This is a genomic window from Trujillonella endophytica (assembly GCF_900110555.1).
Taxonomy (GTDB): Bacteria; Actinomycetota; Actinomycetes; order Mycobacteriales; family Geodermatophilaceae; genus Trujillonella; species Trujillonella endophytica.
The window spans coordinates 61,829-75,557 of the sequence record NZ_FOEE01000015.1; the positions used below are offsets into that span (position 1 = coordinate 61,829).

General features: G+C 77.3%; 11 protein-coding genes. 8 read left to right on the forward strand and 3 right to left on the reverse strand.

All coding sequences use genetic code 11. The features are described 5' to 3' along the window. Positions 1–192 precede the first annotated feature (192 nt). The gene (locus BMY88_RS19685; protein WP_244524812.1) at positions 193–1,392 is read left to right on the forward strand and encodes a glycosyltransferase; all 1,200 of its coding nucleotides are present in this window, start codon (positions 193–195) and stop codon (positions 1,390–1,392) included. Positions 1,393–1,421: 29 nt separating this feature from the next. Here BMY88_RS19685 and BMY88_RS19690 read toward each other — a convergent pair whose 3' ends face one another. The 3 genes from BMY88_RS19690 to BMY88_RS19700 all read right to left on the reverse strand — a co-directional run bounded on the left by BMY88_RS19690 (position 1,422) and on the right by BMY88_RS19700 (position 5,064). Further along, positions 1,422–1,913: a hypothetical protein gene (locus BMY88_RS19690; protein WP_091947748.1), complete on the reverse strand. Its 492-nt coding sequence runs from the start codon at positions 1,911–1,913 to the stop codon at positions 1,422–1,424. A gap of 136 nt (positions 1,914–2,049) precedes the next feature. Beyond that, positions 2,050–3,528 (reverse strand): NAD-dependent succinate-semialdehyde dehydrogenase, encoded by a 1,479-nt coding sequence (locus BMY88_RS19695; RefSeq protein WP_211435738.1) that lies wholly within the window; start codon positions 3,526–3,528, stop codon positions 2,050–2,052. Between the two features lie 225 nt (positions 3,529–3,753). Continuing rightward, complete coding sequence (locus BMY88_RS19700) at positions 3,754–5,064, reverse strand: alpha-hydroxy-acid oxidizing protein (RefSeq protein WP_091947754.1); 1,311 nt, start codon at positions 5,062–5,064, stop codon at positions 3,754–3,756. Between the two features lie 270 nt (positions 5,065–5,334). On the opposite strand from BMY88_RS19700, the gene BMY88_RS19705 reads away from it, so the two are divergent. The 7 genes from BMY88_RS19705 (at position 5,335) to rfaE2 (ending at position 13,721) form a co-directional block, all read left to right on the forward strand. Next, positions 5,335–6,189: a hypothetical protein gene (locus tag BMY88_RS19705; protein WP_139220528.1), complete on the forward strand. Its 855-nt coding sequence runs from the start codon at positions 5,335–5,337 to the stop codon at positions 6,187–6,189. A gap of 19 nt (positions 6,190–6,208) precedes the next feature. After that, a complete protein-coding gene (locus tag BMY88_RS19710) occupies positions 6,209–6,703 on the forward strand; it encodes a MarR family winged helix-turn-helix transcriptional regulator (protein WP_091947759.1) in 495 nt (164 codons plus the stop codon). Between the two features lie 197 nt (positions 6,704–6,900). Then, entirely contained in the window at positions 6,901–8,406 is a 1,506-nt protein-coding gene (locus BMY88_RS19715; RefSeq protein WP_091947761.1) for an HAD-IIIA family hydrolase, read from the forward strand. Further along, complete coding sequence (locus BMY88_RS19720; RefSeq protein ID WP_244524805.1) at positions 8,400–9,413, forward strand: glycosyltransferase family 9 protein; 1,014 nt, start codon at positions 8,400–8,402, stop codon at positions 9,411–9,413. The genes BMY88_RS19715 and BMY88_RS19720 overlap by 7 nt, the downstream gene beginning before the upstream one ends. Continuing rightward, positions 9,410–10,390 carry a glycosyltransferase gene (locus tag BMY88_RS19725; RefSeq protein WP_091947764.1) on the forward strand — a complete coding sequence of 327 codons (981 nt, stop codon included), beginning with the start codon at positions 9,410–9,412 and terminating at the stop codon, positions 10,388–10,390. Before BMY88_RS19720 ends, BMY88_RS19725 begins: the two co-directional genes overlap by 4 nt. Next, entirely contained in the window at positions 10,387–11,616 is a 1,230-nt protein-coding gene (locus BMY88_RS19730; protein ID WP_091947767.1) for a glycosyltransferase, read from the forward strand. Before BMY88_RS19725 ends, BMY88_RS19730 begins: the two co-directional genes overlap by 4 nt. Beyond that, complete coding sequence (rfaE2, locus tag BMY88_RS19735; RefSeq protein ID WP_091947769.1) at positions 11,613–13,721, forward strand: D-glycero-beta-D-manno-heptose 1-phosphate adenylyltransferase; 2,109 nt, start codon at positions 11,613–11,615, stop codon at positions 13,719–13,721. The genes BMY88_RS19730 and rfaE2 overlap by 4 nt, the downstream gene beginning before the upstream one ends. Positions 13,722–13,729: the final 8 nt, after the last annotated feature.

The following is a 13,729-nucleotide window of genomic DNA, read 5'->3' on the forward strand; positions in this document are numbered from 1 at the left end:
CCTTCGACGGGGCCGGCGGCCGAGCCGTGCACCGGGCGGGGTGGGCGTGCTCCCTGGCGCACCTGTGACGGACGAGGCGATCCCCCGCGCCGGGCGGACGGCCGCGCGCCCGCACGGGCATGGCACCCTCGCAGGACGGAGGGCCGGCCGCCCACCGAACCGGACCGACCCCTGGAGACGTCGAGCGTGGACATGACCGTCGTGGTGCCGACGTTCAACGAGCGCGGCAACGTCGCCGAGCTCGTGCGCCGGCTCGGGGAGTCGCTGCTCGACCGCGACGCCGAGATCCTGTTCGTCGACGACTCCGACGACGACACCGCCGACGTCGTCCGCGAGGTCGCGCGGACCAGCAGCCTGCCGGTGCGGCTGTTGCACCGCGAGCGCGACCAGCGCGAGGGCGGCCTGGCCGGCGCGGTCGCCGCCGGGATCGCCACCGCGCGCGGGGAGTACGTCGTCGTCATGGACGGCGACCTGCAGCACCCGCCGGAGCTCGTGCCGCTGCTGCGCGACGGCGCCGAGTCGGTCGACATGGTCGTGGCCAGCCGCTACGTCGGCGCGGGGGACTCCTCCGGCCTGTCCTCGTCGTGGCGGCGTGCGGTGTCCAGCACGTCCACCCTGCTGGCACGTTCCTGCTTCCCCCGCCGGGTGGGCCGGGTCTGCACCGACCCGATGACCGGCTTCTTCTGCGTGCGGCGCAGTGCCGTGCACCTCGACCGGCTCCGCCCGCGCGGGTTCAAGATCCTGCTCGAGATCCTCGCCCGGCACGACCTGGACGTCGCCGAGGTGCCGTTCGCCTTCGGGGAGCGGCTCGACGGCGAGAGCAAGGCCTCCTGGCGCAACGGCGTGCAGTTCGCCTACCAGATGGCGGCGCTGCGGATGGGCCGGATGTCGCGGTTCGCGGCCGTCGGCGCCCTGGGCACGATCCTGAACCTGCTGCTCATGTGGCTGCTGCTGCGCGAGACGAGCCTGCACTACCTGCCGGCGGCGGTCATCGCCACCGAGGTCGCGATCGCGCACAACTTCGTGCTGCAGGAGCGCTTCGTCTTCAACGACCTCAAGGACAACCGGCATCCCTGGTGGATGCGGTTCCTGCACTCGCTGCTCTACAACAACGTGGACACCCTCGCCCGGCTGCCCGCGCTGGCGTTCCTCGTCGAGGTGCTCACCTTCCCGTCGGTCCTCGCGCAGGGGCTCACGCTCGCGGTCGCCTTCCTGGCCCGCTTCTTCTTCGTGTCGACCGTCGTCTACCGGCCCCGGCGCGCGCCGGGTGCGACCGGTGTCGAGGACGGGCCGGAGATCGACGTCATGGCGATCGCCCCGCTGCAGGGAGTTCCGGGACCGGCCGAGGACACCCGGCCGGCCCCGGAGGACGGCATCGCGCGCGACTCCTAGAGCGTCGGTCCTGGAGGGCCGGCGACGGGTCAGGCGATCCCGAGCTCGGCGCAGGTGTCGGCCAGGGTCTCCAGGCCGGCCAGGGTGGCGTCGATCTCCTCCACGCCGCCCCCGCCCTCGAGCGCGGGCACCGCGGCCGCGGCGGCGGCGCTGATCTCGGTCGCGGTGGCCAGCACCGGGGAGGACACCTCGTCGGCCGGGACGGCGTCGATGTCGGCGGCGAGGGCGTCCAGCGAGTCGACGAGGGTCGACGGGTCGTCGGTGCTGCCGCTGCCGTACTCGTCGTAGGCCAGCCGGAAGGTCTCGCCGTCGGCGGCGTACAGCCCGCACGCGGCGGCGTCCCCGGGTCCGGTGGTGCCCTCCTCGACGGTGCCGGCGGCGCCGTCCCCGCTCCCGCCCTCGGCGACGACGCCGGGCGCGCCGGAGGCGGCGGGCTCGTCGTTCTCGCCGCAGGCGCCGAGGAACAGGACGGCGGCGGAGAGGGCGAGCAGGGTGGTGCCTGTTCGGGCGACGGTGCGCATGGGGGAGGTGCTCCTCGGGACGACGGCGGGGGAGCCGGACGGGATGTCCGGCCCCGGTCGTGGAGGAGCGTCGTTCCGACCGCTTGCGCGGCCCTTGCGGGCGGCCGGGTGCTCGCTCCCGGCCGCCCGCAAGGCCTCAGAGCGGAAAGGAGATGTACTTCGTCTGCAGGTACTCGGCCAGGCCCTCGTGGCCGCCCTCCCGGCCGATGCCGCTCTGCTTCACCCCGCCGAACGGCGCCGCCGGGTCGCTGATCACGCCGCGGTTCAGCCCGACCATGCCCGACTCCAGGGCCTCGGCCAGCCGCAGCCCACGGGCGAGGTCGCCGGTGAACACGTAGGAGACCAGGCCGAACTCGGTGCCGTTGGCCAGGGCCAGCACCTCCTCGTCGGAGCCGAAGCGGACGATCGGGGCCACCGGCCCGAAGATCTCCTCCTCGGTCGCCGGGGACCCGGCCGGGACGTCGACCAGGACGGTCGGCGGGTAGAACCAGCCGGGGCCCTCGGGCCGCTCGCCGCCGGTGACCACGCGCGCGCCGGCGTCGACGGTCTCCCGGACGATCCGTTCCACCTTCTCGACCGTCTCCTCGTTCACCAGCGGGCCGAGCCCCACGCCGTCGGCGTCGCCCCGGCCGACCGTGATGGCGCCCATCCGCTCGGCCAGCCTGCGGGCGAACTCGTCGGCGACGGCGTCCTCCACGTAGAACCGGTTGGCCGCCGTGCACGCCTCGCCGCCGTTGCGCAGCTTGGCCAGCATGGCTCCCTCCACCGCGGCGTCGAGGTCGGCGTCGGCGCAGACGATGAACGGCGCGTTCCCGCCCAGCTCCATCGAGCTGACCAGCACCTGGTCGGCCGCCTGCTTGAGCAACCCGCGCCCCACCTCGGTCGATCCGGTGAAGCTCACCTTGCGCAGTCGCGGATCGGCCATGGCGGCGCCGGCGACGTCCCTGGCGCTGGTGGTCGGCAGCACGCTCAGCACCCCCTCGGGCAGCCCGGCCTCGGCGAGCAACTCGGCCAGCAGCAGGGCGGTCAGGGGGGTCTCCGCGGCCGGCTTGACCACGACGGGGCAGCCGGCCGCGAACGCCGGGCCGAGCTTGCGGGTGAGCATCGCCGCGGGGAAGTTCCACGGCGTGATGGCCAGCGCGATGCCGACGGGCTGGCGGACGACGACCGTGCGGGTGCCGCCCGCGGGGGCGACCCGGTAGTCGCCGTCGATGCGGACCGCCTCCTCGGCGAACCAGCGGAAGAACTCGGCGGCGTAGGTCAGCTCGGCCCGGGCGTCGGCGAGCGTCTTGCCGTTCTCGCGGACCATCAGCAGCGCGAGGTCGTCGGCCCGCGGGCCGGTCATGGCCTCGAAGGTGCGGCGCAGGATCTCGCCGCGCTCGCGGGGGGCGGTGGCCGCCCAGCCCGCGGCGGCGGCCGCGGCGGCGTCCATGGCGGCGCGGGTGTCGTCGGGTGTGGCGTCGGCGACCCGCGCCAGCACGGAGCCGTCCGCCGGGTCGTGGACGGCGAAGTCGGCGCCGCCGGTGGCGGGCCGCCACCGCCCGCCGACGAAGAGGCCGGTGGGGACGGGGCGGCTGATCCCCGCGATGCTCGCGTTGGTCTCGCTGCTGGTCACGGGCCCATTCTGCGCCCCGGGGGCAGGTCCCGTGCGCCGATCGCGCCCGGCTCCGGCGACGCGGAGGGGAAGTGGGGCGGGGGGCCGGCTCTGGCGGTCTGGCCGCGTTGGTCGGTCCATCCAGCGGTGGATGGCCAATGGTTTCCCGGCTGCCCCCGCCCGAGACCACTGTGACCCGGGCCACACCGTCGGGTCAACCCCCGCCCGGCGTGTCCCCGGGCGGGCTCACGGCATCCGGCGGAGGACCTCCGGCGTGAGCTGGTCGACGGCGGTGAACCCGGCGAGGCCCAGGGTCAGGTCGAACTCGCCCAGGACGTCGGACACGACCTGCCGCACGCCGTCCTCCCCGGCCAGGCCCAGTCCCCACGCGAACGGGCGACCCAGCAGCACGGCTCGCGCCCCCAGGGCGACGGCCACCAGGGCGTCGGCGCCGCTGCGCACACCGCTGTCGAGCAGGACCGGCGCGCGGTCGCCGATCGCGGCGACGACGTCGGGCAGCGCGTCCAGGGCGGCGATCGAGCGGTCCACCTGCCGGCCGCCGTGCGTGCTCACCACCACGCCGTCGACCCCCTCGTCCAGGGCCCGGCGGGCGTCGTCGGGGTGCAGCACCCCCTTGAGCACGATCGGCAACCGCGTCCGCTCGCGCAGCCAGGCCAGGTCGGCCCAGGTGATCGAGGGCCGCGAGTAGATGGCCAGGAACGTCTCGACGGCGGCCCGGGGCAGCGGCGAGCGGAGGTTCTCCCGCAGCGGCCCGGGCCAGGCCCGTGCCATGCCGACCAGTGCCCGGACGGCCGCGAGGGTCGGGCGCGGCTGCCGGTCCCGCCGGGCCGACGCGGCGGCCTCCGCGGGTGCGGGGGCGGCGCCCGCTCGCTCGGCCACCAGCCGCCGGAAGTCCGGGTCGGAGGTGTACTGCGCGATGCCCTTGCCGAGCGCGAACGGCAGGTGGCCGAGGTCGAGGTCGCGCGGGCGCCAGCCGAGCATCGTGGTGTCGAGGGTGACGACGAGCGCGTCGCACCCGGAGGCCTCGGCGCGGGCGACCAGGCTCTCCACCAGCTCGTCGGACGTCGACCAGTACAGCTGGAACCACCGGGGCGCGTCGCCCATCGCGGCGGCGCACGTCTCCATGGGGACCGAGGCCTGGTTGGAGAAGACCATCGGCACGCCCAGCGAGGCCGCGGCCCGGGCCACCGCCAGATCGGCCTGGGGGTGCACGAGCTCGAGGGCTCCCACCGGGCCGAGCAGCACGGGCGCGGGCAGCCGGCGGCCGAACAGCTCCACCGAGGTGTCGCGCGCGCTCACGTCCCGCAGCACCCGGGGGACGATCGCCCAGCGGTCGAAGGCCGCGCGGTTGGCCCGCTGGGTCGCCTCGTCGCCGGCGCCCCCGGCCACGTAGGCGTAGGCGCGGGCGTCCAGGCGACGGCGGGCGGCCCGCTGCAGCGCGCGGGCGACGGTCGGCACGCGGGGCCTGCGGCCGTACACCCCGGCCCGGTAGATCTCGTTCTGTCGCTCGCGTCCGGTGCCGGCTGCTGAGGTCACCCGGCCACGCTAGGACCTCCCCGCCGGACGGGCCCCCCGAGTACCGCGGCGCACTTTCTGCCGACACGCCGCGACGACACGCCAGAAGCGTCAGTGACACACGGTCCGGAGCCCGTCACAGGCCTCATCATGGGGAGGCCGGTGCAGCGACGTCCGTCGCGCCCGGCAGCAGACTGCTCGAGGGGGAACTGCGTGCCGTCAGGTACGTCACCGGGAGCCGTCCGCAGGACCGCCGTGCGCGGGCTCCTCGCGGCCGGCCTCGTCGCTGGCATGGCCACTCTGGGTGTCGTGGCGGCCGGCTCGGCCCTCGCCATCGACGACCCCACCCGACCCGACGCCCGGGTCACCCACGGTCCGAGCTGCCGGCCCGGCGGGGTGGCGGTCGAGGTCGTCGGGGGCACCGTCGCCTACGACGTCGTCCTCGCCACCACCCGGAGCCCGGAGGGAGAGGACCGCGCCTCGGTCGCGCCCGGGCAGACGGTCGAGCTGCGCACCGGCGACGTCGCCTGGGGCGAGACGATCGACAGCCGGCTGCTGTTCACCGCCCTCGACGGCTCGGGCGTCACGTACGTCGACGAGCTGCCCGGATTCGAGTTCACCCGCCCCGCGGAGGAGGACTGCGCCGCCATCGCGCCGCCGACGGCCGACGCCACGGTGCCGCCCATGGCCGGGGGCGCCGACGGGGGTGCCGTCGGCGGCGACGTGCCGCCACCCGCCGCGTCCGTGGGCGTCCCGGCGGGCTCGGCGTCCAGCGTGGCCGCCGGGGACGTGGTCACCCTGACCGCTTCCGGCTTCGCCGCCGGGGAGGAGGTGACGCTCCGCCTCGGCGACGGCACGGAGCTCGGCACCTCCGTCGCCGACATCGACGGGCTGGTGGCCGTGGAGGTGCGCATCCCGTCCTCGGCCGCGACCGGCGCCACGACCCTCGAGGTGGTCGGCGCCGTCACGCCCACCACCGTCACCGTCGACCTGCGGATCGCCGCCGCCGGCAGTCCCGTCGCCGAGCAGGCCTCCGCGACGTGGCCGCTGGTGGTGGCAGGCGCGGCCCTGGTGGCCGCGGCCGGCGGGGTCGGCGTCGTCGCGCTGCGCCGCCGGGCCGAGCGGTCGGCGTCCGGGAGCTCCTGAGGTCGACGACGATGGGGCGGTGCCCGTGGACGACGTGCCGACGTCCGCCGTACCCGACGTCGCGGACCTGCCCGGCGCGGCGCCGCGGCCCCAGGAGACCTGGCTGCGCATCGTGCAGGTGCACGACCGGATCACGCGGCGCGTGGACTCCGCGCTGCATCGCGGGCACGGCATCTCGCTGACCGGGTTCGAGGCGCTGCGCCGGATCGCGGACGCGCCGGGTGAGCGCGCCAGCATGGGGGAGGTCGCCGAGGCGCTCGGTCTGTCCCGCGCCGGGGTGACCAGCACGGTGACCCGGCTGGTCGCCGCGGGGCTCGTCGTCCGGGAGCGCGGGGCCGACGACCGCCGGCTGCTCCACGGCCGGCTGACCGACGCCGGCCGCGCCACCGTGCGCGCCGCGGCAGCCACGCACGACGACCTCGTGGCCCACCTGCTCATCCGGCTGGGCGACGACGCCCCCGTGGTCACCGACGCCCTGGCCCGGGTCTCGGCCGCGGCCCGCCCCCGCCGCTGACCCGGCCCCGCCCCCACTCCGCCGTCCCCGGGCAATTCCGCCACATTGCGCGGTGCAGAAGCGCGATAGTGCGCGGTGCAGAAGCGCGAGATTGCGCGGTGCAGAAGCGCGAGATTGCCCGGGAGGGCGGCGATCAGGAGGCGATGCTTCGAGCCCGTAGTGTTTCCCCGTCCGATCGGTAGGGCACGACCGATCGCATGGAGGGCGTCCTCGAGCGCGTCACCGTGGTGGTGCCGACGATCGGTCGGCCCTCGCTGGATGCGCTGCTCGACGCCCTCGCCGCGGCTCCCGGCGACCGCCCGGCGGAGCTCGTGCTGGTCGACGACCGGCCCGCGGGTCCGCCGCTGCGGCCCGAGCGGCCCGGCCTGCCGCCGCTGCGCGTCGTCCGCACCGGGGGCGGCGGCCCGGCCCGGGCGCGCAACCTGGGCTGGCGGGTGGCCCGCACCGACTGGATCGCCTTCCTGGACGACGACGTCGTCCCCGACGCCGACTGGTACCGGCGGCTCGCGACCGACCTGGCGGGCCTCGCCCCGGACGTCGCCGGCAGCCAGGGCCGGGTGCGGGTGCCGCTGCCCGGCGACCGCCGCCCCACCGACTGGGAGCGCGGCACCGCGGGCCTGGCCACCAGCAGCTGGATCACCGCCGACCTCGCCTACCGCCGCGCCGCCCTGGCCTCGGTCGGCGGCTTCGACGAGCGCTTTCCGCGCGCGTTCCGCGAGGACTCCGACCTCGCCCTGCGGGTGATGGACACCGGCGCCCGGCTGGTGCGTGGCGAGCGGTGGATCACCCATCCCGTGCGGCCCACCGACCGCCGGGTCAGCGTGCGGGTGCAGGCCGGCAACGCCGACGACGTCCTCATGCGGAGGCTGCACGGCCCCGGCTGGCGGGCGCCGGACCGGGCCGACGCCCCGCTCGGCCGACGTCCGCAGCACCTCGCCGTCACCACCGCCGCCGTCGCGGCGCTCGGGCTCGCCGCCGCGCGCCGGCCCCGGGCCGCGACGGCCGCCGCGCTGGCCTGGGCGGCCGGCACCGCCGAGTTCGCCCGGGCCCGGATCGTGCCGGGGCCGCGCGACCGTGCCGAGGTCGCCACGATGCTCGCCACCAGCGCGGTCATCCCGCCGCTGGCCACCTGGCACGTCCTGCGCGGCCTCCTCACGCACCGCCGGGTGGGCCGCTGGCGCGGCCTGCCCGATCTCGTCCTGTTCGACCGCGACGGCACGCTGGTCCGCGACTACCCCTACAACGGCGATCCCGCCCTGGTGACGCCGGTGCCGGGCGCCCGCGAGGCCGTCGACGCCCTGCGCGCCCGCGGCGTGCGGGTCGGCGTGGTCAGCAACCAGTCCGGCGTCGCCCGCGGGATCATCACCCGCTACCAGGTCGACGCCTGCATGGCCCGCCTCGACGAGCTGCTCGGCCCCTTCGACACGATCCAGGTCTGCCCGCACGGCCCGGACGACGGCTGCGCCTGCCGCAAGCCCGCGCCCGGCATGGTGAAGGCCGCCTGCACGGAGCTCGGCGTCGATCCCGCCCGCTGCGTGGTCGTCGGCGACATCGCTGCCGACGTCGAGGCCGCCGCGGCCGCGGGTGCCGCCGGGATCATGGTGCCCACGCCCGTGACCCGGAAGGCCGAGGTCGCGGCCGCCCCGCACGTGGCGGGAACGCTGACGGAAGCGGTCGACGACGTCCTGGCGGGCCGGTGGTGACCGGCGGGCGGCGGACGGTCCTCGTCGCGCGGCTGGACAACGCCGGCGACGTCCTCCTGCAGGCGCCCCTGGTGCGGGCCGTCGCGCACGGCGCGGACCGTGTCGTGTTCCTCGCCGGCCCGGCCGGTGCCGAGGCCGCCGCCCTGCTGCCGGGCGTCGACGAGGTGTGGACCTGGTCCTGCCCGTGGATCCTCGGCGATCCCCCGCCCGTGGACGCCGCCGATCTCGCCGCGCTGACCGCGCGGATCCGGGAACTCGCGCCGGACGAGGCCGTCGTCCCCACCTCGTTCCACCAGTCGCCCCTGCCCCTGGCGCTGGTCCTCCGCGCGGCCGGCGTCCCGCGGATCTCGGCGATCAGCGTCGACTACCCCGGCGCGCTGCTCGACGTCCGGCACCGAGTGGACGACGACCTGCCCGAACCCGAGCGCGCGCTCTCCCTCGCCCGCGCCGCCGGCTTCGAGCTGCCCCCCGGCGACGACGGCCGCCTCGCCGTCCGGCGCCCCCTGCCCCCGACCGGCCGCGAGCCGGGGTACGTCGTGCTGCACCCCGGCGCGTCCGTCCCCGCGCGCGCCTGGCCGGCCGACCGCTGCGCCGAGGCCGTCGAGGCCCTCGCCGACGCCGGGCACCGCGTGCTGGTCACCGGCGGGCCGGGGGAGCGGGCGCTGACCGCCGCCGTGGCCGGCAGCCGCGGGGAGGACCTCGGCGGCGCCACGAGCCTGGCGGGGATGGCGGCGCTGCTGGACGGGGCCGCGGCCGTCGTCGTCGGCAACACCGGCCCGGCGCACCTGGCCGCCGCCGTCGGCACGCCCGTCGTCTCGCTGTTCTCCCCGGTCGTGCCGGCCGCGCGGTGGGCCCCCTACGGCGTGCCGACCGTGCTGCTCGGGGACCAGGACGCGCCCTGCCGCCGCACCCGTGCCCGCGTGTGCCCGGTGCCCGGCCATCCCTGCCTGACTTCGGTGACCCCGGCCGACGTCGTCGCCGCCGTCGAGAAGCTGGTGAGCGGATGAAGGTCCTCGTCTGGCACGTGCACGGCTCCTGGACGACCGCGTTCGTGGAGGGGGACCACGAGTACCTCGTCCCGGTCACCCCCGATCGGGGTCCCGACGGGCGGGGCCGCGCCCGCACCTGGAACTGGCCGGCGTCGGCCCGCGAGGTGACGCCGGAGGACCTGCGGCACGCCGACGTGGACGTGGTCGTGCTGCAGCGGACCCGCGACCTGGAGCTGTGCCGCGCGTGGCTCGGGCGCGAGCCGGGCCGCGAGCTGCCGGCGGTCTTCCTCGAGCACAACGCACCAGGGCTGGAGCCGGACGACGGGCCGGTGCCGCACACCCGCCACCCGCTGGCCGACCGCGACGACATCTCCATCGCGCACGTCACGCACTTCAACCGGCTGTTCTACGACAACGGCCGGGCGCCGACCACGGTCATCGAGCACGGCATCGTCGACCCGGGGGAGCGGTGGACCGGCGAGCTCGCCCGCGCCGCCGTCGTCAGCAACGAGCCGGTCCGCCGCGGGCGCACCGTCGGCGCCGACCTGCTGGCCGGGCTGGCCGTCGTCGCCCCGGTCGACGTGTTCGGCATGGGGCTGGCCGGGCTGCACGAGCGGTACGGCCTGGACCCCGACCGGGTGGCGCTGTTCGACGACCCGCCGCAGGCGGCGATGCACGCCGAGCTGGCCCGCCGCCGGGTCTACGTGCACCCCGTGCGGTGGACGTCGCTGGGCCTGTCGCTGCTGGAGGCCATGCACCTGGGCATGCCGGTGGTCGCCCTGGCCACCACGGAGGTGGTCGAGGCGGTGCCGGCCGAGGCCGGCGTCATCTCCACCCGCCCGGAGCGTCTCTGGGAGGGGGCGCGCCGGTTCCTCGACGACCCGGATGCCGCCCGGCTCGCGGGCAAGGCCGCCCGCGCCGCCGCGCTCGAGAGGTACGGCCTGGCCCGGTTCCTGGCCGACTGGGACGCACTTCTGGAGGAGGTCATCCGATGAGGATCTCGTTGGTGAGCGAGCACGCCTCGCCGCTGGCCGCGATCGGCGGGGTCGACGCCGGCGGGCAGAACGTGCACGTTGCGGCCCTGGCCGCCGGGTTGGCCGCGCGGGGGCACGACGTCACCGTGCACACGCGCCGGGACGACGTCGCGCTGCCCGACGAGGTGGTGACCCAGGACGGCTACCGCGTCCGGCACGTCGCCGCGGGGCCGCCGGAGAACCTGCCCAAGGACGACCTGCTGCGGCACATGCCCGACTTCGCCTCGGCGCTGCGCCGCCAGTGGTCCGCCGCCCGGCCCGACCTCGTGCACGCGCACTTCTGGATGAGCGGGCTGGCCGCCGTCGCGGCGGCCGGGGACGTGCCGGTGCTGCAGACGTTCCACGCCCTCGGCTCGGTCAAGCGCCGCCACCAGGGTGCCGCCGACACCTCCCCGCCACAGCGGGTGCAGCTGGAGCGGGCGCTGTGCCGCACCGTCCGCCACGTCGTGGCCACGTGCTCCGACGAGGTTTTCGAGCTGCGCCGCCTGGGCCTCTCGCACGAGCGGGTGACGATCGTCCCGTGCGGCGTGGACACCGAGGTCTTCTCGCCGCAGGGCCCCGTCGCGCCCCGCACCCCGGGCCGGCAGCGGCTGCTGGTGCTCGGCCGGTTGGTCGAGCGCAAGGGCCAGGACGACGCCGTCCGGGCGCTGGCCGTGGTGCCCGGCGCCGAGCTCGTCGTCGTCGGCGGGCCGCCGCGGGACGAGCTGGACCGCGATCCCGAGGTGCGGCGCCTACGGGCGGTGGCCGCGGGGGCCGGGGTCGCCGAGCGGCTGCGCTTCACCGGGGCGGTGGCCCGGACCGACGTGCCCGCGTGGATCCGCTCGGCCGACGTCGTCCTCGCCGTCCCCTGGTACGAGCCGTTCGGGATCACCCCGCTGGAGGCGATGGCCTGCGGCCGGCCCGTCGTGGCCACCGCCGTCGGCGGGCTCGTCGACAGCGTCGCCGACGGCGTCACCGGCGACCTCGTGCCGCCGCGGGACCCGGTCGCGCTGGGGGCGGTGCTGGCCGCCCTGCTGGCCGACGACGCCCGCCGGGCCGCCTACGGCGCGGCCGGGGTGCGACGGGCGCGCTCCCGTTACCGCTGGGCCCGGGTCGCCGCCGACACCGAGGCCGTCTACGGCCAGGTGCTGGGCAGCCCGGCCGTGGCCGAGAACCGCGTCACGCGCCCCGTGGAGGCCGCCCGATGAGTGCCGTTCCCCGATCCGCCGGCACGGCGGTCTCCCCGGACGCCTGCTCCCACCTGACCGGGCACGACCACGTCGCGTCGCTGGCCGCGGCGCTGCGGGACGTGACCGGGCACGTGGCGACCCTGGACCGCTGGGGGCGCCTGCTCGCCGGCGTCCTGCGGGGCGAGGGCCGGGGCCGGCTGCTCGCGGCCGGCAACGGCGGCAGCGCCGCCCAGGCCCAGCACCTGACCGCCGAGCTGGTCGGCCGCTACCGGGCCGAACGGCCGCCGTTCTCCGCGATCTGCCTCAGCGCCGAGACCTCGTCGCTGACCGCGATCGCCAATGACTACCCGGCCGAGGAGCTGTTCGCCCGCCAGGTGGAGGCGCACGGCCGCGCCGGGGACGTGCTGGTCCTGCTCTCCACCAGCGGGCGGTCGCCCAACGCCGTGGCCGCCGCCCGCCGGGCCCGCGAGTGCGGCCTCACCGTCCTGGCGCTGACCGGGCCGGGGCCGAACTCGCTGGCCGACGTGGCCGACGAGGCGGTCTGCATCGACTCCGCCTGGACGGCGACGGTGCAGGAGTGCCACCTGGTCGCGCTGCACCTGCTCTGCGCGGCCTTCGACGCCGCCGTGCTCGCCGAGCCCGCGCGGGTTCCGGCGGGCGCCGGGGACGCACCGGGGCGCGAGGCGGGGAACGGCCCGCGGGAGCGGCCGGCGCCGGCGAGCGAGGCCGGCGGCGCGCGGCCGCTGGTCGTCGTCGGTGACGCGCTGCTGGACGTCGACCTGGTGGGCACGGCGTCCCGGCTGACCCCGGACGCGCCCGTGCCGGTCGTCGAGGACGTCGAGCGCCGCGAGCGGCCGGGGGGTGCCGCGCTGGCCGCGGTGATCGCGGCGGCGTCGACGTCGCGGCCGGTCGTGCTGGTGACCCCCATGGCCGACGACGACGGCGCCACCCGGCTCCGGGCGCTGCTGGCCGGCCGGGTGCGGCTGGTGGAGATCCCGGCGACCGGCGGCACGGCGGTCAAACGGCGCGTGCGGGTCGGGGACCACTCGGTGGTGCGGATCGACTCCGGCGACCCGGTGGTCCGGCTCGGCGCCCTGCCCGACGAGGCGCGGGAGGTGCTGCGGACGGCGGCGGCCGTGCTCGTCGCCGACTACGGCCGGGGGACGACGGCCTCGGCCGCGGTGCGCGAGGCCCTGGCCGCGGCCGGTGGGCCGATCGTCTGGGACCCGCATCCCCGCGGGGCCGACCCGGTGCCCTCGACGCGGCTGGTCACCCCCAACGGCGCGGAGGCCGCCCGCGTGGCCGCGGCTGCCGGCGTGCCCGCCGACGGCGACGGCCTGGCCGCCGTCGGCGCCCGGGCGGAGGCGCTGATCCGCCGCTGGGGCGTGGGAGCGGTGTCGGTGACCCTCGGCGCCCGCGGTGCCCTGCTCTCCTACGGCGGGGGAGCCCCGATGGTCGTGCCGGCGCATGCGGTGACCGGCGGCGACCCCTGCGGCGCCGGCGACGCGTTCGCCGCCGCCGCGGCGCTGCTGCTCGCCGACGGCGCGGTGACCGGCGAGGCGGTGGCCGGCGCGGTGGCGGCGGCCTCGGTGTTCGTCGGCCGGGGCGGCGCGGGCGCGTGGGACGCCGGGGACGCGCCCCGGTCGGGCGCCCGCGCGCCCAACGTGATCGCCGAGCCCGGCGTGGACTCGGTCCTCTCCCGGGTGCGGGCGGCCGGCGGCACCGTCGTGGCCACCGGCGGCTGCTTCGACCTCCTCCACCCCGGGCACGTGGCGACGCTGCGGGCCGCCCGCGGGCTCGGCGACTGCCTGGTGGTGTGCATCAACTCCGACGACTCGGTGCGCCGGCTCAAGGGGCCGGCCCGGCCCCTGGTGTCCGCCGCCGACCGCGCGCGGGTGCTCGATGCGCTGGAGTTCGTCGACGCCGTCGTCGTCTTCGAGGAGGACACCCCGGCGGCGGTGCTCGACCGGCTTCGGCCCGACGTCTGGGCCAAGGGCGGCGACTACGCCGGCGCGGACCTGCCCGAGGCGGCGGTGCTGCGCCGGTGGGGCGGCCAGGCCGTCGTCCTTCCCTACCTGGACGGCCACTCCACGACCGCGCTGGTCGAGCGCTCCCGGGCGTGAGGGCCGAC

Coding starts and splice junctions, on each gene's coding strand:
- BMY88_RS19685 (WP_244524812.1), top strand. CDS start 193: ATGACCGTCGTGGTGCCGACGTTCAACGAGCGCGGCAACGTCGCCGAG.
- BMY88_RS19690 (WP_091947748.1), bottom strand. CDS start 1,913: ATGCGCACCGTCGCCCGAACAGGCACCACCCTGCTCGCCCTCTCCGCC.
- BMY88_RS19705 (WP_139220528.1), top strand. CDS start 5,335: ATGGCCACTCTGGGTGTCGTGGCGGCCGGCTCGGCCCTCGCCATCGAC.
- BMY88_RS19715 (WP_091947761.1), top strand. CDS start 6,901: ATGGAGGGCGTCCTCGAGCGCGTCACCGTGGTGGTGCCGACGATCGGT.
- BMY88_RS19725 (WP_091947764.1), top strand. CDS start 9,410: ATGAAGGTCCTCGTCTGGCACGTGCACGGCTCCTGGACGACCGCGTTC.
- BMY88_RS19730 (WP_091947767.1), top strand. CDS start 10,387: ATGAGGATCTCGTTGGTGAGCGAGCACGCCTCGCCGCTGGCCGCGATC.
- rfaE2 (WP_091947769.1), top strand. CDS start 11,613: ATGAGTGCCGTTCCCCGATCCGCCGGCACGGCGGTCTCCCCGGACGCC.